Origin of the sequence: Klebsiella sp. HMSC16A12, from assembly GCF_001808265.1 — a bacterium.
GTDB classification, from domain to species: Bacteria; Pseudomonadota; Gammaproteobacteria; order Enterobacterales; family Enterobacteriaceae; genus Klebsiella; species Klebsiella pneumoniae.
Genome location: NZ_KV792645.1, coordinates 30,487 through 53,940 on the forward strand (window position 1 = coordinate 30,487; position 23,454 = coordinate 53,940).

The 23,454-nt window shown below is 58.3% G+C and carries 17 protein-coding genes and 1 pseudogene; 6 read left to right on the forward strand and 12 right to left on the reverse strand.

What is annotated here, in order from left to right:
* Position 1: 1 nt before the first annotated feature.
* Positions 2 to 1,582: a phosphoethanolamine transferase gene (locus HMPREF3140_RS23545; protein ID WP_002895847.1), complete on the reverse strand. Its 1,581-nt coding sequence runs from the start codon at positions 1,580 to 1,582 to the stop codon at positions 2 to 4.
* 268 nt (positions 1,583 to 1,850) lie between these two features.
* Positions 1,851 to 1,976 carry a manganase accumulation protein MntS gene (mntS, locus tag HMPREF3140_RS23550; RefSeq protein ID WP_002895851.1) on the reverse strand — a complete coding sequence of 42 codons (126 nt, stop codon included), beginning with the start codon at positions 1,974 to 1,976 and terminating at the stop codon, positions 1,851 to 1,853.
* A gap of 185 nt (positions 1,977 to 2,161) precedes the next feature.
* Between mntS and mntR the strand changes: the two genes are divergently transcribed.
* From mntR to HMPREF3140_RS23570, 4 genes are all read left to right on the forward strand, one after another.
* Entirely contained in the window at positions 2,162 to 2,635 is a 474-nt protein-coding gene (mntR, locus tag HMPREF3140_RS23555; protein ID WP_004183487.1) for a manganese-binding transcriptional regulator MntR, read from the forward strand.
* On the forward strand, positions 2,632 to 3,744 hold the full coding sequence (locus tag HMPREF3140_RS23560; protein ID WP_002895863.1) for an anion transporter: 1,113 nt from the start codon (positions 2,632 to 2,634) through the stop codon (positions 3,742 to 3,744). Before mntR ends, HMPREF3140_RS23560 begins: the two co-directional genes overlap by 4 nt.
* A gap of 169 nt (positions 3,745 to 3,913) precedes the next feature.
* Positions 3,914 to 5,290: a glycoside hydrolase family 1 protein gene (locus HMPREF3140_RS23565; RefSeq protein ID WP_004176762.1), complete on the forward strand. Its 1,377-nt coding sequence runs from the start codon at positions 3,914 to 3,916 to the stop codon at positions 5,288 to 5,290.
* Between the two features lie 68 nt (positions 5,291 to 5,358).
* On the forward strand, positions 5,359 to 6,075 hold the full coding sequence (locus HMPREF3140_RS23570; protein ID WP_004151705.1) for a GntR family transcriptional regulator: 717 nt from the start codon (positions 5,359 to 5,361) through the stop codon (positions 6,073 to 6,075).
* A 145-nt stretch (positions 6,076 to 6,220) separates the two neighbouring features.
* On the opposite strand, the gene ldtB is transcribed toward HMPREF3140_RS23570, so the two are convergent.
* Positions 6,221 to 7,135, reverse strand: coding sequence for a L,D-transpeptidase (gene ldtB, locus HMPREF3140_RS23575; protein WP_002895871.1), 915 nt, complete (start codon positions 7,133 to 7,135; stop codon positions 6,221 to 6,223).
* A gap of 200 nt (positions 7,136 to 7,335) precedes the next feature.
* Positions 7,336 to 8,251: pseudogene (locus tag HMPREF3140_RS23580) on the reverse strand (tyrosine-protein phosphatase).
* A gap of 48 nt (positions 8,252 to 8,299) precedes the next feature.
* Here HMPREF3140_RS23580 and HMPREF3140_RS23585 point away from each other — a divergent pair.
* A complete protein-coding gene (locus HMPREF3140_RS23585; RefSeq protein WP_002895876.1) occupies positions 8,300 to 9,892 on the forward strand; it encodes an ABC-F family ATPase in 1,593 nt (530 codons plus the stop codon).
* 533 nt (positions 9,893 to 10,425) lie between these two features.
* Here the strand turns inward: HMPREF3140_RS23585 and HMPREF3140_RS23590 are convergent.
* Both HMPREF3140_RS23590 and HMPREF3140_RS23595 read right to left on the reverse strand, forming a co-directional pair.
* Positions 10,426 to 12,789, reverse strand: coding sequence for a glycoside hydrolase family 31 protein (locus HMPREF3140_RS23590; RefSeq protein WP_021463009.1), 2,364 nt, complete (start codon positions 12,787 to 12,789; stop codon positions 10,426 to 10,428).
* Between the two features lie 15 nt (positions 12,790 to 12,804).
* The gene (locus HMPREF3140_RS23595) at positions 12,805 to 14,106 is read right to left on the reverse strand and encodes an MFS transporter (RefSeq protein WP_004183491.1); all 1,302 of its coding nucleotides are present in this window, start codon (positions 14,104 to 14,106) and stop codon (positions 12,805 to 12,807) included.
* Positions 14,107 to 14,349: 243 nt separating this feature from the next.
* On the opposite strand from HMPREF3140_RS23595, the gene HMPREF3140_RS23600 reads away from it, so the two are divergent.
* On the forward strand, positions 14,350 to 15,480 hold the full coding sequence (locus HMPREF3140_RS23600) for a LacI family DNA-binding transcriptional regulator (protein ID WP_004219745.1): 1,131 nt from the start codon (positions 14,350 to 14,352) through the stop codon (positions 15,478 to 15,480).
* Here the strand turns inward: HMPREF3140_RS23600 and HMPREF3140_RS23605 are convergent.
* The 6 genes from HMPREF3140_RS23605 to moeA form a co-directional block, all read right to left on the reverse strand.
* Positions 15,477 to 16,742, reverse strand: a complete 1,266-nt coding sequence (locus HMPREF3140_RS23605; RefSeq protein ID WP_002895887.1) for a DUF1479 domain-containing protein — start codon at positions 16,740 to 16,742, stop codon at positions 15,477 to 15,479. The two genes, HMPREF3140_RS23600 and HMPREF3140_RS23605, sit on opposite strands and share 4 nt — an antisense overlap.
* A gap of 139 nt (positions 16,743 to 16,881) precedes the next feature.
* Positions 16,882 to 17,697 (reverse strand): Cof-type HAD-IIB family hydrolase, encoded by an 816-nt coding sequence (locus tag HMPREF3140_RS23610; RefSeq protein WP_032411100.1) that lies wholly within the window; start codon positions 17,695 to 17,697, stop codon positions 16,882 to 16,884.
* Between the two features lie 176 nt (positions 17,698 to 17,873).
* On the reverse strand, positions 17,874 to 20,306 hold the full coding sequence (locus HMPREF3140_RS23615) for a formate C-acetyltransferase/glycerol dehydratase family glycyl radical enzyme (RefSeq protein WP_023284885.1): 2,433 nt from the start codon (positions 20,304 to 20,306) through the stop codon (positions 17,874 to 17,876).
* Between the two features lie 4 nt (positions 20,307 to 20,310).
* Positions 20,311 to 21,210, reverse strand: coding sequence for a glycyl-radical enzyme activating protein (locus HMPREF3140_RS23620; RefSeq protein WP_004183492.1), 900 nt, complete (start codon positions 21,208 to 21,210; stop codon positions 20,311 to 20,313).
* A gap of 154 nt (positions 21,211 to 21,364) precedes the next feature.
* Positions 21,365 to 22,120, reverse strand: a complete 756-nt coding sequence (gene moeB, locus HMPREF3140_RS23625) for a molybdopterin-synthase adenylyltransferase MoeB (protein WP_004141998.1) — start codon at positions 22,118 to 22,120, stop codon at positions 21,365 to 21,367.
* On the reverse strand, positions 22,120 to 23,355 hold the full coding sequence (gene moeA / locus HMPREF3140_RS23630; protein ID WP_004176735.1) for a molybdopterin molybdotransferase MoeA: 1,236 nt from the start codon (positions 23,353 to 23,355) through the stop codon (positions 22,120 to 22,122). The genes moeB and moeA overlap by 1 nt, the downstream gene beginning before the upstream one ends.
* Between the last annotated feature and the right edge of the window lie 99 nt (positions 23,356 to 23,454).

The following is a 23,454-nucleotide window of genomic DNA, read 5'->3' on the forward strand; positions in this document are numbered from 1 at the left end:
ATTAATTGACTGTGAACTCATCGGTACCGAGGTGAGCGTAGTCCACCTTCTGCAGCTGGAAGTTGGTGATGTACACCGGACCGGCCTTTTGCTCAGAGATAAACCGATAGCGTGGGGTGATTTCCGCCGCCTGGATCCCGGTCCACTGGGAGAAGAAACTGAGGAAATCATTCGCCGAACGCTGCGCCTTAATCACTTTATGCGCTTTGTCATCGCTGGATAGCACCATAAACGGCACCTGGAAGTTCTGCTGGAACTTATCGTCATGCGCCAGATACTGCACCTCTTTGCCCCGCTCCTTGAACGCCAGACCATGATCGGAAAAATAGGTCAGGGAAAAAGTGTCACCGGAATTTTGCAACTGATGATAAAGCTTAGCCAGCAGCGAATCGGTCTGCGTCATGCTGTAGAGGTAGCATGAGGTCTCTTTCGACTGAACGAAAACCGTGTATTTGCCCTTGGTCCGATCGCAGGCCTGTGGGTGAGAGCCCATCAGGTGCAGGACAATCAGCTGCGGCTGGGTACGCTGGGTTGAGAGCACCTGCTCGGTCAGCTTCAGCAACTGCTCGTCCTGGGTGTTTTTATTGGCTTCGAAATCGCCGTTTTTCAGGAACTGTACTTCATCCGCCCGTTTGGCGATGCTGGCGATAGCGGTGTCGTACTCGCCAATTTGCCCCTGGTTGGAGAACCACCAGGTCTGGAAACCGGCGCGGTTGGCGAGGGTGACAAAGTTATCCTGATACTGTGGTTTGCCATCGACCACCCGGTTAAGCGTCAGGCCGAGCGATTTCTGCGTTGAGCCGCTGGCGGCGATGTAGTTGTTAAACAGATAACCGTTTACCGAGCTGGCAAACGGCGTGTTGTCCCAATGGCCACCGAAAGCGCCGAGGGCATCGCGGCGCGCGCTTTCACCGATCACCACCACATAGAGATGGTATTTTGGCTTTACCGCCAGCACGTGCCAGCTGTCTTTCATGCCAGCCAGCTGCGCCATCCGGGCCTGTTCGTCCAGCACCTCGTTGTTATTCACCACCACGTCTTTGACAAAACGAAAGGCCGGATAACCGGTGTCAATCACCTTGAATACACCGCCCCAGGCAAGGTTTTGCACCGGCTGGAGAAAGAAGATCCCGATGCTGAACAACAGGCCCAGCGTATCCATTTTTCCCCAGCGTGATGGCTCAACGATCCTACGGCGAACCGCAATGACCCCGAGAGCGAAGATGAAGACCGCCAGCAGATAGTTGTACCACGGGAAGATGGTCAGGATTTCCGTAGACTCTTCCACGTTGGTGGCGTGCAGCGCCAGCAGAGTGTTGAAGTTGGGGGCACCGTAGGCCTGGCCAAAGGGATAGTACAGAGCCGCCAGCAGGGAATAGGCGCCGACCACCGCTTTCTGGACGCGCGGAAAGGCGCGCCACAGCAGATGTAACACGCAGGTAAATGCCACGGTATAAAGCAGGCTAAATTCATAGCCCAGCGCCAGGTTAATTAACAGCGACTGTAAAAAGTAGAATCCCGTCCATGGGTTCAGTGCCAGTCGGCGGGCGACCAGCGTATCTTTCAGGGTGGTGACATTCATAGTAAACAATCAAAAAGAGGCCATGCGCATCCCCTGGCGTCAAGGGGTAAAACCTGCTGGACAGTGCGTGAAGAGGGTCTCTGCGAGCCGCGAATGTGGCAGGGCTGTGCAAAGATAGGGCTTGTAAATGGTAAGGTCAACCAGACATAACAGATTGTTTTGCGAGGGCGCTTACAAAACTTGAAAAAAGGTCAGGGAAACGGGGGGAACCGGTCATTTTACCGGCAGAAAATGACAGAAAAATGAAGCGGCGTACCGCGACGCCGCCTTAGGAATTGGGTTTGCCCTGCTGCGGTTTACCGTTGATCATCTCGCACAGCATACCGATCAGCATCAATCGTACTTTAAAGGGGGAATGGCTAAACACGTTTATGCACCTCTTGAATTCATTCATCTGCTCTCCTCCTGCCAGTTCGCTCCGTCATTCCCTGATGGATGTTTGCATTATATACAGATATAGCACAGGCTATATTTTATAGCTATGGCTAAAACGTTAATTTTTTGTGCTCTTGGCGCAATCCATTACAATGTGGATCTTTTTATACGATGCTTGACGCGTCACACGAATGAGGAAGCACAATGAACCGTCGCGCAGGTAAGCCAATAACAAAAAAAGTGACGCAGTTAGTGAATGTTGAAGAGCACGTGGAAGGGTTTCGCCAGGTGCGGGAAGCGCATCGCCGCGAGCTGATCGATGACTATGTGGAGCTGATCTCCGATCTGATCAACGAAGTGGGCGAGGCGCGCCAGGTGGATATGGCCGCGCGTCTTGGCGTTTCGCAACCTACGGTCGCTAAAATGCTCAAACGCCTGGCCAGCGTCGGTCTTATTGAACAGATCCCCTGGCGCGGGATCTTCTTAACCCCGGAAGGTGAGAAGCTAGCCCAGGAGAGCCGCGAGCGCCATCAAATCGTGGAGAACTTCCTGCTGGCGATCGGCGTCAGCGCGGAGATTGCCCGACGTGATGCGGAAGGGATGGAGCATCACGTGAGCGAAGAGACGCTGGCGATGTTCCTGAAATTTACCCAAACACAGGGATCTCAGGAAGCATGACTCTTCCCTTCGTCCAGTCGCTGCTGCGCGATCGTTTTCTCCATTTGCTGCTGATTATCGCCTGCGTGCTCAGCGCCATCGTGCCGTTTGTCCCGGCAAGCTGGCCGGCGGCCATTGACTGGCATACCATCGTCACGCTTAGCGGCCTGATGTTGTTGACTAAGGGGATCGAACTGAGCGGCTATTTTGACGTGCTGGGCCGAAAAATGGCCCGCCGCTTTGTGACTGAGCGCCAGCTGGCCATCTTTATGGTGCTGGCGGCGGCGCTGTTGTCTACCTTTCTTACCAACGACGTTGCGCTGTTTATTGTGGTGCCGTTGACGCTGACGCTAAAAAAATGGTGCGCCATCCCGGTGAACCGGCTGATTATTTTCGAAGCGTTGGCGGTGAACGCCGGTTCGCTGCTGACGCCGATCGGCAACCCGCAGAATATTTTGCTGTGGGGACGATCCGGCCTCTCTTTCTTCGGGTTTATCGGTCAGATGCTGCCTCTGGCAGCGGCGATGATGCTGACCCTGCTGGCGCTGTGCTGGTTCTGTTTTCCGGCGAAGCGGCTCAGTTACCAGAGCAGCGACAGGGCGCCGTCATGGCAACCCAAGCTCGTCTGGAGCTGTCTGGGACTGTATGTGGTGTTTCTGACGGCGCTGGAGATGAATCAGGCCCTGTGGGGGCTGGCGCTGGTGCTGCTGGGCTTCCTGGTGCTGGCCCGGGCGGTGATCGTCCATGTCGACTGGTCGCTGTTGCTGGTGTTTATGGTGATGTTTATTGACGTCCATCTGCTGACCCAGCTTCCGGCGCTGCACCAGGTGCTGAGCGGGGTGGGGACCCTCTCCGGCGGTGGACTGTGGCTGACCGCTATTGGCCTGTCGCAGGTGATCAGTAATGTGCCCTCGACTATTCTGTTGCTCAACTATGTCCCGCCGTCAATACTGCTCGCCTGGGCGGTTAACGTGGGCGGCTTTGGCCTGCTGCCGGGCTCGCTGGCCAATATTATCGCCCTGCGTATGGCCAGCGATCGGCGCATCTGGTGGCGCTTCCATCTCTACTCCATTCCAATGCTGCTATGGGCGGCACTCAGCGGCTACTGGCTCTTCAAACTCAGCGCCTGATCTCAACAGAATCGCGCCATCATTCACTTCGATCGCCAGGATCGCCTTTCGGGGCGATCTTTTTTTGTCCGGCTCACAGAAACCGATCCCGGCCTTTGCTTACCTTTTCACTTTCCGGTATATGACTAGTCATTACGTTTAAATGACTAGTCATATACCGAGGCGCAGCATGAAGAACAGACTACCGGCAGATTTTTTATGGGGAAATTCCGTCTCCAGCATGCAGACGGAGGGGGCGTGGAACGAGGGTGGCAAGGGGATGTCGGTGTATGATATCCGTCAACCGGCGGAGTTCGCCTCCGACTGGAAGGTGGCGACCGACTCTTATCATCGTTATCGGGAAGATTTCGATTTGATGCAGGATTTGGGCATGAACTGCTACCGTTTTCAGATCGCCTGGAGCCGGGTGTGCCCTGACGGAGATGGCGAATTCAATGAACAGGGGATCGCCTTCTACCATCAATTTATAGATGAACTGATCGCCCGCGGCATTGAGCCGATGATCTGCCTGTACCACTTCGATATGCCGCTGTCGCTGGCGGAGCGCTACAACGGTTTTACCGACCGCCGGGTGATGGACGCTTTTATCCGCTACGGCCAGAAGATGATCGCCTGCTATGGCGACAAGGTGAAATACTGGCTCACCTTTAATGAGCAGAATCTGTACCATTCGCCGGAAGCGTTTCTGATTTCCGGCTATCTGCAGGGGGAGAAGACCCTGCGCGAACTGTATCTGATCCAGCATCATGTGATGATGGCGCACGTCCATCTGACTCACTATCTGCACCAGACGAAGCCGCAGTGTCTGATGGGCGGAATGCTGGCTCACGCTCTGGTCTATCCGGCTACCTGCAAACCACGCGATATCCTCTGCGCCCAGCAGCTGGATGAGTTCTTAAACCAGAACCTGCTGCGCGCCTACGCGGGTGAGGGTTATAGCCCGGAGGTGATGCATTTTGTCGCCGCGGAAGGGTTCGATGATATCTATCGTCCGGAGGATCTCGCCCTGATGGCGACGGTGAAGGTCGATTATCTGGCGTTCAGCTATTACGCCAGCCGCACATTGAACAGCGACGCGATCCCGCCGGGAACGGCGGTCAACAACTATATGCTGTTTGGCAACCAGGATAACCCGTTCCTGAAAGCGACGGAATGGAACTGGCAGATTGATCCGCTGGGCTTCCGGACGATCATCACTCGTTACTATAACGACTGGCGCCTGCCGGTGTTCCCGATTGAAAACGGCATCGGGGTGATTGAGTCCTGGGACGGCGAACATCCCATTGCCGATGATTACCGCATCGCTTACCATCGCGACCATATCAACGCCATGAAAGCGGCCATCTTTGAGGATGGGGCGCAGGTGATCGGCTATCTCGGCTGGGGATTAATCGATATCCTGAGCTCACAGGGCGATATGCGTAAGCGCTACGGCGTGGTGTACGTCAATCGCGAAAACCATGACCTCAAGGACCTGCGGCGGGTGCCGAAGAAGAGCTATGCATGGTTGAAGCAGGTGTTCCGCAGCAACGGCGAAGCGATGTAACGCTGCCCTGGCGGTCAGATGGTGTATCCAGCCTGCCAGCTACTCACTGAATGGATAAGGACCGGGAAATGACGGCGAAGTATCTGCAAATCGCGCGGGAAATAAAAAAACGCATCATCAGCCAGCAGTATCCTGCCAGCGCGCCGCTACCCGACCAGTTTGCGCTGGCGGCGGAGTTCAGCACCAGCCGGATGACCATCCAGCAGGCGATGCGCCAGTTAATCGTCGAAGGGCTGATCTATACCCGTAAAGGGCAGGGCACCTTTGTGCGGAAAAATTTCCTTCAGCTGTCGCAGTGGGAGCTGCCCGGCAGCGACTATTTCGGCGCCACCAAAACCTGGGAGCATCTTGGCGAGGTGCAAAGCGAAGTGGTGCGCTTTGCGGTGCGCTTTCCCAGCGATAAGGAGCAAAGTTCGCTGCTTATCGACGCCGATGCCCCGGTGTATGACTTTGTTCGCCTGCGGCTGCTCAACGGCGAGCCGGTGTCGCTGGATCTGACGGTCATGCCGGTGGGGCTGGTGCCGGGGTTAACCAAAAGCCATCTGGAAGGTTCCGTGTTTCGCTATGTGCAGGAGACGCTGGGGCTGAAGCTGATGGGATCTTACCGCGTGGTGCGGGCGATGAAGCCCGGGGAACTGGATAAACAGCATCTTCACTGCGAACCGACCGATCCGGTGCTGGAGGTGGAGCAGGTTATCTATCTGGAGGATGGCACGCCGCTGGAGTACGCCCACTGCCATTATCGCTACGATCACGGCGGGATTATTCTGGTGAATAACGGCTAGGCCGGGGCTCCTGCTGGCGGCTGCGCATAGCGGGGTTACGGCGTGGTAGGGTTTGGTAGCCCGGGCGAGCGTTAGCCGCCTCGAGGGAAAATGCCGATAAAAAAACGGCGGGCATCAGGCCCGCCGTTTTTCTTGTCAGCACAACTTAGTTCAGACGCACCGGCATACCGGAGCGGTTCTGGATAGCCTGCTCAACCACGTTCTGATCGACATCAGACTGGCTGGTAACTGCCTGTACCGGCTGAGTCAGGGTGATCGGCACGATCTCGCCGCCCTGGAACTGCGCTTCGGTGGTCGACAGCGGGTTGTGCACCTCGATGTAACGGCTGCCGTCCGGCTCGGTGGTCGCTTTTACCGGCTCATCGATAAACTGTACGCGGGTGCCGACCGGCACGTTCTCAAACAGGAATTTGATGTCATCGTTACGCAGACGCACGCAGCCGTGGCTCACGCGCAGGCCGATACCGAAGTTAGCGTTGGTGCCGTGGATGGCGTACAGACGGCCGATATACAGCGCGTACAGCCCCATCGGGTTATCCGGACCGGCCGGTACGACGGCGGGCAGCGGGTTGCCGGCGGCGGCGTATTCAGCATGCATTTTGGCGGTCGGTGTCCAGGTCGGGCCGGCCTTCTTGCGTTCGACTTTGGTGGTCCAGTTGATCGGCGTATCTTTACCTAACTGGCCGATGCCGATCGGCAGAACGATCACGGTATTGGTGCCTTTCGGGTAGTAGTACAGACGCATTTCCGCGCTGTTGATAATGATCCCTTCATGCACGGTATCCGGCAGAATCAGCTGCTGAGGGATGTTCAGGACGCTACCGCCCTTCGGCAGGTAAGTATCCACCCCCGGGTTGGCTTCCAGCATGTTGGAAAGCCCCATCTGATATTTCGCCGCGAAGTATTCCAGCGGCTGTTTGTTATCATCCGGAATGGTAATGACCTGATTCTGACCAACCAAACGGCTGCCATCGGTTGGCAAAGGATAGGTGACAGCAGACGCTGTATTGCAAAAGCCTACGATGGCGAAGGCTGCCGCTAAGAGTGTAGATAATTTCATAGTCTTTAATGTCGTGTGCGAAATCAACGCCACACAGGCCTTTGTTAATGATTGAGACAGTAGATGGGAGCGCATTATATGTGCATTCCGCTGAACAGGTAAATCAGATGTGTACGAAATCACATTTTTTTCCCTGTTGCCTCGGCTGCCGCGGTCCGGCAGGCGGCCGAAGCATCGCTCGCCGCGCGGGTAACGGGCGGTTACTCTTCCAGCAGCCGGGCCTGCAGCGCGGCGCGAACCGGCGCCGTAAGCTGGTACTCTGCCGCCAGCCAGGCGTCGACGGTGCCATAGCGCTGGTGAATAGCCGACAGCGCGGCGGCGAGATAGGACTCTTTTACCGTCAGAATATCCGCCAGGCTTTGGCGCCCCTGGGCAGTGAGGTCGTTGCCGAGCAGCGCCAACATCCAGGCCTCCACCTGCGTCAGCATGCCGTGGGTAAGGAGATACTCCTCCATCACCGTTTCGCTGTCGCAGCCGACGGCGAACAGCGTTAACGCGCAGCCGACGCCGGTGCGATCTTTGCCGACCGCGCAGTGTTGCAGTAAAGCGCCTTCAAAAGGCGTGGTCAGCCAGGCGGCGAGCTGGCGATAGGCCGGGTTGTTAAACGGCAGCTGGCGGTAGAGTTGCAGCATAAACTGCTCGCCGTTCAGCGCGTTAAGGGTGGCGGCATTCAGCTCGGTGACCTTCGCATTTACCTCGCTCACCGGCGGATTGGCCGGCGCGTTAAGATAATGGGTAAGCGGGCTAAGCTTGTCCGGAGTACGGGCTACCTCTCCGGGGTCGCGATAGTCGAGCACCCGGCTGAGCGGCAAAGTATCGAGGTGGTTGAGATCCTCCGCCGTTAACCGGTTTAGCGCGCCGGATCGCAATAGCTTGCCGCTGCGGACGCGGCGTCCGTCGGCGGCAAGCTGGCCGCCCAGGTCGCGAAAATTGATGCCGCCCTGCAGGGATAAAAAAGCCGGGTGTCGCGATAGGCTGCTGGTCATGGGACTCCTTATAAATACGTACAGAATAACCGTTTGAGCGCGGGTTTCCGGCTCATCTGACAAAGACCTTAGCACAAGCGCCGCGGTGGAATTTACCGCAGGCCGTGAAAAGTGTGTCATTTGCTGGCATAATGTCTGCTGTATCACACCCCTCATACTCTTTTTTCAGGATATCCCCGTGCTAGTATCCAGCAACGTTACCATGCAGTTTGGCAGTAAGCCGCTGTTCGAAAATATCTCCGTTAAATTTGGCGGCGGCAACCGTTATGGTCTGATCGGCGCCAACGGCAGCGGTAAATCGACCTTTATGAAGATCCTCGGCGGCGATCTCGAACCGACGCTGGGCAACGTTTCTCTCGACCCGAACGAGCGCATCGGTAAGCTGCGTCAGGATCAGTTTGCCTTTGAAGCGTTCACCGTGCTGGATACGGTCATCATGGGCCACGGCGAGCTGTGGGAAGTGAAGCAGGAGCGCGATCGCATCTACGCCCTCGCTGAGATGAGCGAAGAAGATGGCTACAAAGTGGCCGACCTGGAAGTCAAATATGGCGAAATGGACGGCTACTCGGCGGAAGCGCGCGCCGGCGAACTGCTGCTCGGCGTCGGCATTCCGGTTGAACAGCATTATGGCCCGATGAGCGAAGTCGCGCCGGGCTGGAAGCTGCGCGTCCTGCTGGCGCAGGCGCTGTTTTCCAATCCGGATATCCTGCTGCTCGATGAACCGACCAACAACCTGGACATCGACACCATTCGCTGGCTGGAGCAGACGCTGAACGATCGGGACAGCACCATGATTATCATTTCGCACGACCGTCACTTCCTGAACATGGTCTGCACCCACATGGCGGATCTCGACTACGGCGAGCTGCGCGTGTATCCGGGCAACTACGACGAATACATGACCGCGGCCACCCAGGCGCGTGAGCGTCTGCTGGCGGACAACGCCAAGAAAAAAGCGCAGATTGCGGACCTGCAGTCCTTCGTTAGCCGCTTCAGCGCCAACGCCTCTAAATCGCGTCAGGCCACCTCGCGCGCGCGCCAGATTGACAAAATCAAGCTGGAAGAGGTTAAAGCCTCCAGCCGTCAGAACCCATTTATCCGCTTCGAGCAGGATAAGAAACTGTTCCGTAACGCGCTGGAAGTGGAAGCCCTTACCAAAGGCTTTGATGAAGGTCCGCTGTTCAAAAACGTCAACCTGCTGCTGGAAGTGGGCGAAAAGATCGCCATTCTGGGCGCCAACGGCGTGGGTAAATCCACCATGCTGAAAACCCTGGTAGGCGAACTGCAGCCGGACAACGGCAGCGTGAAATGGTCTGAAAACGCGCAAATCGGCTACTACGCGCAGGACCATGAGTACGAGTTCGAAAACGACCTGACGGTCTTCGAATGGATGAGCCAGTGGAAGCAGGAAGGCGACGACGAACAGGCAGTACGCAGCATCCTCGGCCGTCTGCTGTTTAGCCAGGACGATATCAAAAAGCCGGCGAAGGTGCTTTCCGGTGGCGAGAAAGGGCGCATGCTGTTCGGTAAGCTGATGATGCAGAAGCCAAACATCCTGGTGATGGACGAACCGACCAACCACCTGGATATGGAGTCGATTGAATCGCTGAACATGGCGCTGGAGATGTATCAGGGCACCCTGATCTTTGTCTCCCACGACCGTGAGTTTGTCAGCTCGCTGGCGACCCGCGTCCTGGAGATCACTCCGGACCGCGTGATCGACTTCAGCGGCAACTACGAAGACTACCTGCGCAGCAAAGGTATCGAGTAATCCCTGTCCGTTACCCGGGTAGCGGCTACGCCTTACCCGGGCGACACGCGGTGCCGTTTTTTTGTCGGGTGGCGGCTAACGCCTTACCCGACCTACGGTTCTTGCGACCTGCCTTTAATGTCTTCACCGCGCTGGCTGAAACTGCCGGTGTTGGTGGCCTCAACATCGCTGAGACGTTCCCGGAAGGCCGGGGCAGCCCGCATGGATGCGGGCTGAGGGCCGTGTTTTGCACGGACGCTGCCTCGGCCCGACCCGAAGCCTGCAGGGATAAGTCGAAGGGACCACGAAGTGGCGATTTTGGCGGCCAGAGCCCGGGGGTACAGGGGCGGCGGCGACTGGCCGCCCCCTGTACGCTCCCGGCGCCATGAGAGACATAACGCAGAAGAAATATCGGGAGCGCAATCTGCTCTGAAATAATAAAAAAGAACTGTTTTTCCCGGACCAAAACCGTTGCAAACCGAGAACAGTAACCAAGGTCCGTACGGCCTGCTTTTAATTTATTCACCATGCTGGCTGAAACTACCGGCCTATGGTCAGAACCTCCACTCCGTTCCTTCAACGCCATTCACCAGCAGCTTACGCTTTTCTCCTACCGGTAATGACAGCTTCAGCGCTTTCCACGCCGGGCGATAGTTGCCGCGGGCGTTGATATCCAGGTTTATGCTGCTGGCGCTGCAGGTCATTTCCCACTCCAGCCATAGCGCATCCCCCTGTTTATAGCCCCAGCTTTCGCCGTCGTCTTCAAACAGCAGACCGCGGGTTGAGCCGGTACCTTTCAGCGGGAACAGCTGCAGTTCGCGACGATCGTCTTTTTGCGCATCGACATGGCTGATACGTTCACTAAGCGGCAGACCAGCGCCGGCGCGGACCAACAGCGGCAGTTTTTCCAGCGGCGCGTCCAGCGTCACCCACTGGCCGCCGGCGAACCACTGATGGCTGTAGAAATCGTACCAACCGGCCTGATTATCCGGCAGCCATACTTCACGCTGGCGGGCGCCCGGCTCGACCACGCTGGCCACCAGCAGGTCGCGGCCCAGCAGGAAGTCATCGCATTCGGCGAAGGTCTGCGCATCGTGCTGGTGATCGAGGAAGGTCGGGCGCAGCATCGGCTCATCATCAGCATGCGCCTGCCATAGCAGAGTGTACAGATAGGGCAGCAGGCGGTAGCGCAGCTCAATGGCTGAGCGGATCGCCGGAGTGATGGCCGGATACATCCATGCTTCGTTTACCGTCTGGTCGTCATTCCACGAGTGAATAGTAAAGCGCGGATGCATGACGCCATTTTGTACCCAGCGCACAAACAGTTCCGGCTCGGGTTTATCGCCGGAGAAACCGCCGACGTCGTGGCCGACGTTAAACAGCCCGGAAAGGCTCATCCCCAGGCCCATGCGGATGTTATAGCGCAGCGTATCCCAGTTGGTGCGGTTGTCGCCGCTCCAGGTCTGGACGTAGCGCTGCATCCCGGCGCAGCCGGAGCGGGAGATCAGATATGGGCGCTTTTGCGGCGCAAAGCGCTGCTGGGCTTCCAGCGAGGCGCGCATCATCAACAGCGGCATCACCGGGCGAATATGTTTGATGGCGATTTCGCGGCCAAAGCCGTAGCAGCGGGCTTCGCCGTCCCATACTTCGTATTCGTTATTATCGTTCCAGGTCGAATCGATGCCCATCTCCAGTAGCTGGGTGGTCACGCCTTCCTGCCACCAGGCCACGGTTTGCGGATTGGTGAAATCGAGATGCGACCCTTCATCATCCCAGAAGCTGGAACGCTCCGGAGCGTCAGTTTGCGAATCGCGAATGAAGAGACCGCGCTCCGCCACCTCGCCGTAGCGCGGGTGATCCTGCAGCAGGCACGGTTTGATATTGGCGGCCAGCTTCAGCCCGGCATCGTGAAACGACTGGCTCATCACTTTGGGCTGCGGCACCTTGTCGTAGTTCCAGTTAAAGACGTAGCGCTTGCCGTTGATTGAGGTATAGCCGGAAGAGAGCTGGAACGAATCGCAGGGGATCGCGTGCTGCTCGCACAGGCGGATAAAGTTCATCAGCTGATTTTGCGCATCCGGCGCGTCGGTATAGTGCATGGTGGAGCCGCTGTAGCCGAGGCTCCATTTGGGTCCAAACAGCGTTTTACCGGTCAGGCGAACGAAGGCTTTGGTCACATCCAGCACCTGCTTACCGGTAAACAGGTAATAATCGATGTCGCCGGCTTCCGCCTGCCAGCGGCGATAGGCGGTGTGGTAGTTGTCGATCTCGTTCCCCAGATCCAGCCAGCAGCTGCTCAGGTTGTCATAGAACAGGCCGTAGCTGATATCGCTGCGCTGGGTGATGGTGAACGGAATATGTTTATACAGCGGGTCGGTGCTGACGGCGTTGTAGCCCATGGCATCGAGGTTACGCATCTCATAGCGTTTACCGGTGCGCTGCAGGTCGCCGGCCTTTTCGCCCAGGCCGTAAAAACGCTCGTCTTTGCGGCGGCTCAGATAATGGGCGACGCCGTCGCCGTGGGCATTCGCCAGGTAGGCGCTGGTCGGACGGTCATTGGCAAGCGGCTGCCATTCGCCGGCCTCGTCGCGATAGCTCCACTCCAGCCACAGCGGCTGGTGAACGGTGACGCGCAGCTGGCGGGTGGCGATAGTCAGCGTATCGCCCTCCTGGGCCAGCTGCCAGGCCGGGAGACTAAAACCGCTGAGGTCATCCCGGGCGCGGCCTTCCCACGGCACATCCTGCTGCGGAGCGATGCTCCAGGTGCGATCCAGCGCCAGCTGGCCCTGGCGTTTTAGCAGGACGCGGAACAAATTCTCTTCCAGTACGTACAGGCACAGGGTGTGCTGGCCATCGACTGTCAGTTCAACGTGATGCTCCAGCTGTTGATGCAAACTCCAGTGTTTCAGCGTCTTCATATCTTACATCCACTCTCAGGCGCGCTTGGCGCGACGTTCAGCAATAAATGCCACCAGGAAAACGGCGCCAATCAGGTCAAAGAAACCCATGGCGATAAATAGCGGGTTGAAGCCGATTTTGTCGGCGGTCACCCCGATTAATAACGAGAACAAGAAGCTGGCGATCCACGCTGCGGAGCCGCGCATACCGTTGACCGTCGCCATTTGTCCCTTGTCGAAAGACTCCACCACCAGCGCGCTGAGCATGCAGGAGATGATCTGATGGCCGAAGCCGCCAATGGAGATCAGGATGATGGTGATATAGGGATCGCGGGTGATGGCGACGAGGGCCAGGGAGAGCATCAGGAACGCGCCGGTTACCGAGCTGGCGATCACCGAGTTCACTCGCGTACAGCCGAACCAGCGAACATACAGGCGGGTGAGGTAGCCGCTGACCACGCTGCCGAGATCGGCGGCGAGAAACGGCAGCCAGGCAAACATGGCGATCTGCTTCAAATCCATGCCGTGCTCTTTCGCCAGGTACAGCGGCACCCAGAAACTCAGCACCGCCCAGGCGGGCTCGGCCATAAAGGCGGGAATGGCGATCCCGTAGAAACGTTTATTTTTCGAGACGGTTTTGAGCGCGGTAAAGAAGGGCTGTTTTACCGGCGGGGCTTCGTTATCCTGTTTGATGTACTCCAGCTCGCTTTTGCTGAGATTGGGGTGCTTTTCCGGGGTCTGATAGAAGGCCCACCATAGTACTACCCACAGTAGCGCCAGCGCGCCGGTAAACATAAACGCCCCTTGCCAGCCGAAGGAGGCGTGGGCGAAGTAGATGATCGGCGGGGCCAGCATCGCGCCGATGGAGAACCCAACGCCAGCCCAGCCGGCGGCAATCGGGCGTTCAGATTTCGGAAACCATTCGCCGATGGTTTTGGCGTTCGCCGGAGTAGCGGCCGCCTCGGCCCCACCCATAAAGAAGCGCAAAATAGCCAGGTGCAGCCAGCTACCGGCCCCGGCGTGGGCGATACAGGCCAGCGCCCACAGGGTGGCGCAGATCATAAAGCCAAGCTTCAGGCCGATGACGTCGATAAGCCAGCCGCACAGCGGCTGGAAAATCGTGTAAGCCAGCTGAAACGCGCCGACGATCCACGAGTATTGTTCGGTAGTAATGCCGAGGGTCGCTTTCAGTTCCGGCGCGATAATTCCCAGCGAGTTGCGTGTGATGTAGTTGACGGTAACGCCAAGTAAAAACAGGACCAGTACCCACCAGCGCAGGTTTTTCACTACCCGGCGCGTTTTGCTGACGGCGATATCATTGTTGAGGCCTTGACTCATAGCACACTCCACAAGACGTTTGTAGGGGGAAAGTGACGGCCTCTTTCCCTGAGTGGTCACATGGTTTTTTTTAACTATTTGAATAGTCTATTTTTAATCTCAACATCATTGGTATAACTAGTATGGGAGATATTGGACCAATTCAGGCTAGGGCAGAAAAATCGTCTGGCAAAGCGCTATTTATGCAAGTTTTTTCATGAAATGAGCGAGATCGCATATTTGACAGCGGAATTTGCTTGTAACGTGTGCTTTGGCGATTATGAAAATTCTTTCATTTTTCAATCGGAGCTGGATCACAAAATGGATAAAAAGCTGCGCGTCGCCGAAATTGCCGCCCGCACCGGGCTATCGCCCAGCACCGTTTCACGCGTCCTGGCCGGGAAAGCGAATACCAGCGACAAGGCGCGCCGGGCGGTGCTGGACTGCGCCCGCGAGCTGGGTGTCATGCAGGGGTTGGCCGCCGGGCGTCTGCTGCTCAATCATCTGCTGGTGTTTGCCCCGCAGCGCGCATTCGATGAGCGATCGGATATCTTCTACTACCGGGTGATCCAGAGTATCAATAACGCGCTGGCGGCGCATGAAGTGCGCCTGCGCTACTGCGCGCTGGATGAGAACGACAGCGACGCCAACCTGTTTCTTGCCCGCATGAATGAACCTGAGACCCAGGCCGCGGTGCTGCTGGGGATCGACGATCCGCATATTCATGGCCTGGCGGCGGATCTGGGCAAACCCTGCGTATTGATCAACTGTCGGGATGAAGGGATGCGGCTGCCGTCCATCGCTCCCGATCATCGGCTGATCGGCCAGTGCGCGGCCCGCTATCTGTTTGATATGGGGCATCGGGCGGTGATGAACGTGATGTGCCTGCGCCGCTATACCATGGAGCTGCGGCTGGGGGGGATTCAGGAGGCGTGGCGCGCGCGTAATCTGCGCTTTACCGCCAGCCGGGATCTTATCAGCGTCGCCAACTTTAGCGCCAGAGAGACGGAAGAGCAGGTGGGCGCCTGGCTTGACGGCTTACAGGGCAGGCCGTTGCCCACCGCCTTCCTGGTGGGCGGCGATTTTATGGCCGCCGGCACCGTCAGCGCATTGCAAAAGCGTGGCCTGCGGGTGCCGCAGGATGTCTCGGTGATGAGCATTGACGGATTTAATCTGGCGGCGATTCAGGAGGTGCCGCTGACCGCGGTGCATGTGCCGCGGGATGAGCTGGGCAGCGAGGCGGTGCATCTCCTGCAGCAGCGCCTGCTGCGCCCGGAGGCGCCGCACGGCTCGCTACTGCTGCATGGCACGCTGGTGGTACGCGATTCGGTACGGCGGATCCGGCCGGGCAAAGGCCATACCGCCGTCGAGCCGCAGGGGCTGTATGACGATTAGACCGGCATACCCAGCGCCCGTTTGCCGTGGATATTCAGATCCTCCAGGGTGAAGCGCCCCTGCCAGCTGGCTTCATAGTCCTCGCGCGGGAAATCCCCCGGCGAGGCGCCTTTTTCCAGGGCGATTTTCACTTTCTGCGCGTAGGCGAGGTTCTTCTCGCACATCGGCGCGGCCGGAATGTACATCACATTTCCCCAGCCCTGCTGATTTTCCACCGGCGCCACCGAGTGAATGATGTCGCAGTGCCACCAGACGGAGTCCCCGGCATTCAGCGCTGGAATCGAGCTTAACGCTTTAATCAAGAGCGGGTGCCACTGCTCAGAGATCGGCAGCACTCTGCCCGGCGCGACGCCGCACAGCTCATCTTCCGGCACATCGTCGAGCAGGGGGCGCAGCAGCACATAAGCCATCGCCTCCGGGATCGGCACCACGTGCAGCAGCCCCTGACCCGGGATCATGTCCGACAGCGCGGTCCAGCCCTGGAAGGTGCGGAACACCGAGCATTTGGTGGTGTTGTCGACGGTATACTCTTCCACTTCGGTACGGTGCGCGGCGTCCCACGGGTCGTAGGCGTCGATATTGCCATTAAAAACGTTGGCGAAAACCTGCTGATAGGCGGGAAGCAGCCAGCGCTCCAGCGCGCCGGAATCGGTATGCGCCCCCAGCCCCTTCGAAGTGGTTCCCGGCGGGCGGCGGCGGATGCGGTCGGGGTAGATCACGCTGACGTCCGGATCGAACCAGCGTTTGCCATTCTGTTCAAAACGCCACAGGCGGTTGAGAAAAGATTGCACTGCCGCCATTTCATCGCTCTGCCGCGCCTGCATTTGCGAGGGCGACCAGTAGATCGGGTAGATCTCCGGGCGCGAAGCCTCCAGCGAACCGAAGAAGCTGTCGCCAGGCCCTTTGTAAACATCGTCGAAATGGTTGCGGTCCAGATATTCCAGCATCGCGGTATCCCACGCCAGCGCCTGTTCGCGTGGGAAGTGGCCTTTAATAACCGCGCAGCCCCGGCGCTTAATGGCCGCGCGCTGCTCATCGCTCACTGTTCCTTCGGCGATATCGCGGAACGGAATGGTTGGCCAGACCTCCTGGCCTGCGGCTTTCAGTGTCTCAATCTCCTGCAGCCGCTCGCTGATGCGCGCTGAGAGCTTATCGAACACCGCCTGGACGTCGCCAATTTGCGCCCGCAGGGCCTGTTTCATCTGGCGAATCGCCGCTTTGTGATCGGCGGGAAGTGTTTCGTGGGTCGGGAGAGCAGCCATAATAACCTCGCTGTATCTTTCATTCGAAAGTATAAAATCTTACAAACGTTAATTTAAGTTAAAATGGAGTTAATGCAAGTTTAAAATCTTGCTGCGGCGCACAAAATGGAAAACCGGGGCGCGATGCCCCGGCGAAGGGTCAGGCGTTGAAGGGCGGGGTGTTATCGAGGACGGCCTGGATAACGTTCAGCGCGCCGTCATGGTTATTATCGTCGGTAGTGTAGCCGGCGATGGCCTTGATGCTGTCGGCAGCGTTACCCATGGCGAAAGCGTATTTCACCAGCTTCAGCATTTCGGCGTCATTGCCGCTGTCGCCGATGGCGACGCATTGCTGCGGCGAAAGATCCCAGCGCTTGAGCAAACGGCTGATGCCGTTGGCTTTATGCAGGCCAGGGATAATCAAATCGACAAAGCCAAAGCCGCTGGTGACCGGCTTCATGATGCCGTCGAGCGACACGTGCAGTTTATCAATCAGCTGTGGGATCTCGCTGTCCGGCAGGTTGAGAGAGAATTTAAACAGCGTATCGTCGATGGCGTGATAGTCGCTCACCCGCTGTAGGCGATGGTAGTGCTTCGACATCAGCTCAACAAAGGCGTCCGGAGCTTTATCGCTGACGTAGGCGCTCTGCAGGCCGCAGGCGACAAAGTTGAGCTGCGGATCTTTGAGCAATTCGCCAATCACCACTTGTGATTCGTGGCGGGTCAGTTCGCCGTGGAACAGCTGCTTGCCATGTTCATAAACCAGAGCGCCGTTTTCTGCGACGAATGAAATCTGCTCGCGAATTTCCGGGAAAAATGAGATCAGCTGATAGTACTGATTGCCGCTGGCGACAACAAATTCAATGCCGAGCTGCTGCAACTGGGCGAATTGCGCCAGAAACCGTGAGCGATCGTAGGTTTTGGCGTCATTGAGAAAAGTTCCGTCCATATCGGTGACGATAACTTTAACGGTCATAAGAGAGTGCTCCTGGCTTAACTTCGACCAGTAACATTCTAATTACAATGTGATGAGGAGCACAAATTTATTTCGAATGAAAGTTCACGCATTCAGAAAATGCCGGAAGGGCATGTCTTTTCCGGCCTGCAGAACAGGGTTGGCCCGCTAAGCATAGCGCCAGCGGGCACGAAGGATTACAGCGTATGTTCGGTACGGGCGATGATATCGTCCTGGGTATCCGGCGACAGGGCGGTGAAGAACGCCGAGTATCCAGCGACGCGGACCACTAAATCGCGGTACTGGTCAGGATGTTTCTTGGCTTCCAGCAGCGTGTCGCGCGACACGATGTTGTACTGGATATGCCAGCCTTTGTGCACCTCGAAGAAAGTGCGCAGCAGCACCATCAGCTTCTGCTTATCGGACTCGTTCTCCAGCGTTGACGGATTCAGCTTCTGATTAAGCAGCACGCCGCCGAGGATCGCCCCGGTCGGCAGCTTGCCCACCGAACTGATAACCGCCGTCGGCCCCAGATGGTCGGTACCGGAGGCCGGGCTGGCCCCCTCCGCCAGCGGGGTATGCGCTTTACGGCCATCCGGCGTTGCCATGGTCTGCGCGCCGAACGGGACGTTAGCGGAAATAGAGGAGGTGCCAGCGTAATAATTGCCGCCAATCGGGCCGCGGCCATAGCGCGGGTTGTGATACTGCTTCAGCTCGTCGATATAGGTCTGGTAGGCCCGCGCCAGCAGTTGGTCGACGCTGTCATCATCGTTACCATACTTCGGCGCGCCGTTGATCAACCGCTGGCGCAGCTGCTCGTGGGTCAGACCGTCGAAATCTTCCGCCAGCGCCTTCGCCAGCTCCTGCTGGCCGATGGCGCCCTGATCGAAGACCAGTTTTTTCACCGCCGCGAGGCTGTTGCCGAGGTTGGCGATACCCACCTGCAGGCCGGAAACCCAGTCATACTTCGCGCCGCCCTGCTTAATGCTTTTCGCCCGTTCGATGCAGTCATCGACCAGCGCCGAGCAGAGAATATCGTGGACGTTCTCTTCCAGCATGGTATCGACCACGTACTCAATCTCAATGGATTTACGGGTGTAGTAGCGGATCTGGTTATCCCAGTCTGTCAGCACCTGGTCGAAATTAGCGAAGTTGCCTTTCGACAGGGCATGCTCCTGGGGCAGGAATACCTGACCGCTGGTGGCATCGCGGCCGCCTTCCAGCGTCGCCAGCATCACCCGCGCGAAGTTGATAAAGCTCATGCCGGTGCAGCGGTAGCCCCACTTACCGCCGACCGCGGTTTCGATACAGCCGATAGCCGCGTAATCGTAGGCGTCCTGCGGCTCAATGCCCAGCTTAATGAATTCCGGGATGACGATTTCATCGTTGTTAAACGCCGGCATGCCGAAACCGCAGCGGATCACCTGGACGCAGGCGTCTAGGAAGTCGTTGCTCATCCCGGCGTGGTAGCGCACGCTGAGGTTCGGCTGGGTAGAACGCAGGCGACCGCAGGATTCCAGGATCGCATAGGACAGCGGGTTGACCGCGTCCTGCGGCTTACCATCCACCAGATTCTGGCCGCCGATGGTGACGTTCTGGTATAGCGGGCTGCCGGCAGAGGCTTTGGAGTGCGAGCCGGAACGGATCTTATTGACCTCCAGCAGCTTCAGCCAGCAGCTGTGCAGCAGCTCAATGGCCTGTTCGCGATCCAGCGACTGTTGCAACTCAACGTCGCGGCGGTAGTACGGGTAGAGGTACTGGTCCATACGGCCGAAGGATACCGAATGGCCATTGGATTCAATCTGCAGGATAAGCTGAATGAAGTAGCACAGCTGCAGCGCCTGCCAGAAGGTTTTCGGCGGCTCATGGGCGATGACGTCGCAGTTTTCGGCAATCGTCAGCAGTTCGTGGCGGCGTGATTCGCGGGATTCTGCTGTCGCCATCTCGCGCGCCAGCGCGGCGAAGCGTTTGCTGTGATCGCTGACCGCTTCCAGCACGATATCAATCGCTTTCAGGAACTGCTCGCCGTGCAGGTCTTCCAGTACCGTCAAATTGATACGCGAGCGGCGTTCGGCGACTTTCGCACGCATCCCGTCGAGCCCTTTCTCCAGCAGCAGGGGGTAGTTGACCGCCAGGTGAGCATCCCCGGAGGTCATATTGCCTTCCGCCTTAATAATGCCGGTGGCGAGCAGCGCCTTTTGCTCATCGGTGAACATACCGTAGCAGCGGTCTTGTACGGTCTGGCCGCGCCACCATGGGCACACTTCATGCAATACGCGTTTATTCTCCTCGCTGACCGAGAAGCCGGCGCCGGGGCGGTCGGCGAGATCGTCGATCTCTTTCTCAATCCAGCTGACGGTGTATTCCGGGAAAATAGGCGCGGCGCGCACTTCGCTGGCCTGGTTACCGACGATCAGCTCATCGTGCTTGATCCAGATGGTGCGCTCCGCCAGGTGGTGAGCCAGCGCCAGCGCGCGGCGCACCGGGATCGGTTTATCGAGATGCCGCTGATACATCTCCGTATAGTGGCGGGCGCGCTCGGTACAGACCGGCGGCTTGACGATATGCACCAGCGCCATTTTATGGGCCTGGATACGGGCGCTGAGGGTGTTGAGCTTCAGGGTAGTCATAGGGTTATCCTCGTAATATCGCCGTTAGCCCCTTGCTTTGCGCATAATCCTGCGCGAAGGCGAGCAGCTCAGGAGCGTCCAGCGGTTTGTCCGGTGCGGTGTAGGGCTGACTGAGTAACTGGTATTTGTTCATTCCCAGCGTGTGGTACGGCAGGTAATGGATCTCGCTGACCTGCAGGCGATCGGCGGCAAAATCGGTGATCGCGGCAATGTCGGCTTCGCTGGCGTTGAATCCCTGGATCAACGGCACGCGAATTATCATTTTTTTCCCCGCCTGCGCCAGACGCTGCAGGTTATCCAGCACCCGGCGGGCGCTGCCGTCGGTCCACTGCTGAAAAACGGCCTCGTCAACGTGCTTCAGATCGGCGAGAAACAGGTCGACAAAGGGTAAAGACGGTTCAATGTATTTCCACGGCACGTGCAGGCAGGTTTCCACGGCGGTGTGAATGCCTGCCTGATGACTGGCTTCGAACAGCGCTTGCGCCAGCGTTGGGTTCATAAAGGGTTCGCCGCCGGAAAGAGTGATGCCACCGCCGCTGCGATCGTAGAATGGTTTATCACGCAGCACCGTCGCCATGATCTCCTCGACGCTCTTCTCCTCGCCGCACACCGTGAGCGCGGTGGTGGGGCAGCAGTCGCGCAGCGCGGCGATATGGCTGTCGTTAACGTTTTGCCGGTGAATGATCAGGCCATCGAGGGTGCGGGTGATAACCGCCGGCGCCGCCTGCTGGCACAGCTCGCAGCCGGCCAGGCACAGCCGCGAGTCATACAGCAGATCTTCGCTACGGGCGCGGCTCTCCGGGTTCTGGCACCAGCGGCAGCCCAGCGAGCAGCCTTTCAGGAAGACGACGGTGCGGATCCCTGGGCCGTCATGGGTGGAATAGCGCTGGATGTTGAAGATCATGGCTTATCCTCTTGTTTGCGTATGAATATAAAAACACTTTCGAATGAAAGTTATGTTGACGCAAATCAACAAGCGGGATGGGGATAAGTCAGAGAGGAGAAAATAACGAGAGCGGTCACAAAACCACCGGCGACTCTCGTCGCCGGTGTGAGGGTCAGTGCGAGCCGCATACCTCGCACTGCGGGTGACGCATCAGCCTCATTTCGCGAAACTGGCAGGTCATGGCATCGTAGATGACGATTTTTCCGCTGGCAGGGGTGCCGTAGCCGCTCAGCAGCTTAATCGCCTCCATCGCCTGCAGCGAACCGATGGTGCCCACCAGCGGGGCCATTACCCCGGCTTCGACGCAGGTGAGGGCATTTTCGCCGAACAGACGGCTCAGGCAGCGGTAGCAGGGTTCGCCATCCTGATAGGTAAAGACGCTGATTTGCCCCTCCATACGGATCGCCGCTCCGGAGACCAGTGGGGTTTTGTGCTGAAAGCAGCCGACGTTAAGCTGGTTGCGAATGGCGACGTTGTCGGTGCAGTCGAGCACCAGATCGTGATCGGCAATCTGCGCCGCCAGCGCGGTCTCATCCAGCAAGGCATTGAGCGGGACCAGACGGACGTGGGGGTTAATGCGCGCCAGCGCCTCGCGGGCGGAATCCACCTTCGGCTGGCCGAGGGTGGCGTCGCTGTGCAGCGTCTGGCGCTGCAGGTTGGAGAGCGAGACAGTGTCGAAATCGAGCAGGGTGAGCTGCCCGACCCCGGCGGCGGCCAGATACTGCGCGGCGGCGCAGCCGAGCCCGCCGAGGCCGACCACCAGCACGCGAGCGGCTTTTAACCGCTCCTGGCCGTCAAAATCAAAACCGCGCAAGACGATCTGCCGGTTATAGCGCAGCATCTCTTCATCGCTCAGCTCAACGGTCATTACAGCCCCCCAAACAGGTGACTGAAGGGTTCGACCTCGACCCATTCACCTGCTTCAACATGGCCGCGCTCACGCTCCAGCACGATAAAGCAGTTGCCGAGGCTGAAGGAGCTGAAAATGTGCGAGCCCTGATGGCCGGTGGTGTTCACCACCAGTTCGCCGTCCGGGTTACGCTGCAGAATACCGCGCTGAAAATCGAGGCGGCCAGGCGACTTTTTCAGGCGCGTGGCGGCGCGGACCCGCAGGCGGGGCGCCTGAAGCGGGCCGTGCTTGCCCGAGAGTTTCGCCAGCAGGGGTTGCACCAGCTGACAGAAGGTGACGGTGGCAGACACCGGGTTACCCGGCAGGCCGCAGAACCAGCTGCTGCTGAGCTTGCCGAAGGCGAAGGGTTTCCCCGGCTTAATCGCCAGCTTCCAGAAGCCGATCTCCCCCAGCTCTTCGAGGATAGTTTTGGTGTAATCGGCTTCACCCACCGAGACGCCGCCTGAGCTAATGACCACATCGGCCTGCTGGTCGGCGGCGATAAAGGCGTCGCGCAGCTTCGCCGGGTCGTCAGGAATAATGCCGAGGTTAATGACCTCGTAGCCCAACTGCTGCAGCATCAGGTGCACTGCCAGGCGGTTGGTATCGTAAATCTGGCCGTCGCCGAGCGGTTGACCCGGCAGCTGCAGCTCATCGCCGGTTGAGAAGACCGCGACGCGTACCTTGCGCACCACCTCGACCTCGGCAATGCCCAGCGAGGCCAGCACCGGCAGCTCGGCCACCGTCAGAGGTGTCCCCGCCGGGAAGACCACCGCGCCGTGGGCAATATCTTCTCCGCGGCGGCGAATATGCTGCCCGGCTTTTACCGGCGCGATAAAGCGCACGCCGGCCTCGGTCTGTTCAGTCTCTTCCTGCATCACCACCGCATCGCAGCCTTCCGGCACCGGCGCGCCGGTCATGATGCGGATACAGGTGCCAGACGGCCAGGCGTCGTTGAACGGCTGGCCGGCGAAGGCCTTACCGGCGACCGGCAGCGCCGCGCCGTCGCGAAGGTCGTTCAGCCGGACGGCATAGCCATCCATCGCCGCGTTATCAAAGCCGGGCACATCCAGCGGGGAGACGATGTCATGGGCGGTCACACGCGAGAAGGCCTGCAACAGCGGTACAGTTTCCGTCGCGTTCAGCGGCGTAATACGATCGAGCATCTGGGCGAGGGCTGTGTCGAGCGGCATCAGTCCGGCGGTAAAATCCATGGGTCACTCCTGCGGGCAAAACAGCGAAAACGCCTATTATGGCAGAAAAGCGGCGCGGGCTGTATGCCACCTGGGTACGAGGCTTTACATCGCCCGCCG

Coding starts and splice junctions, on each gene's coding strand:
- ldtB (WP_002895871.1), bottom strand. CDS start 7,135: ATGAAATTATCTACACTCTTAGCGGCAGCCTTCGCCATCGTAGGCTTT.
- moeB (WP_004141998.1), bottom strand. CDS start 22,120: ATGACCGTTGAGCTGAGCGATGAAGAGATGCTGCGCTATAACCGGCAG.
- HMPREF3140_RS23545 (WP_002895847.1), bottom strand. CDS start 1,582: ATGAATGTCACCACCCTGAAAGATACGCTGGTCGCCCGCCGACTGGCA.
- moeA (WP_004176735.1), bottom strand. CDS start 23,355: ATGGATTTTACCGCCGGACTGATGCCGCTCGACACAGCCCTCGCCCAG.
- HMPREF3140_RS23605 (WP_002895887.1), bottom strand. CDS start 16,742: ATGGCTGCTCTCCCGACCCACGAAACACTTCCCGCCGATCACAAAGCG.
- HMPREF3140_RS23610 (WP_032411100.1), bottom strand. CDS start 17,697: ATGACCGTTAAAGTTATCGTCACCGATATGGACGGAACTTTTCTCAAT.
- mntS (WP_002895851.1), bottom strand. CDS start 1,976: ATGAATGAATTCAAGAGGTGCATAAACGTGTTTAGCCATTCCCCCTTT.
- HMPREF3140_RS23615 (WP_023284885.1), bottom strand. CDS start 20,306: ATGACTACCCTGAAGCTCAACACCCTCAGCGCCCGTATCCAGGCCCAT.
- HMPREF3140_RS23560 (WP_002895863.1), top strand. CDS start 2,632: ATGACTCTTCCCTTCGTCCAGTCGCTGCTGCGCGATCGTTTTCTCCAT.
- HMPREF3140_RS23570 (WP_004151705.1), top strand. CDS start 5,359: ATGACGGCGAAGTATCTGCAAATCGCGCGGGAAATAAAAAAACGCATC.
- HMPREF3140_RS23595 (WP_004183491.1), bottom strand. CDS start 14,106: ATGAGTCAAGGCCTCAACAATGATATCGCCGTCAGCAAAACGCGCCGG.
- mntR (WP_004183487.1), top strand. CDS start 2,162: ATGAACCGTCGCGCAGGTAAGCCAATAACAAAAAAAGTGACGCAGTTA.
- HMPREF3140_RS23565 (WP_004176762.1), top strand. CDS start 3,914: ATGAAGAACAGACTACCGGCAGATTTTTTATGGGGAAATTCCGTCTCC.
- HMPREF3140_RS23620 (WP_004183492.1), bottom strand. CDS start 21,210: ATGATCTTCAACATCCAGCGCTATTCCACCCATGACGGCCCAGGGATC.
- HMPREF3140_RS23590 (WP_021463009.1), bottom strand. CDS start 12,789: ATGAAGACGCTGAAACACTGGAGTTTGCATCAACAGCTGGAGCATCAC.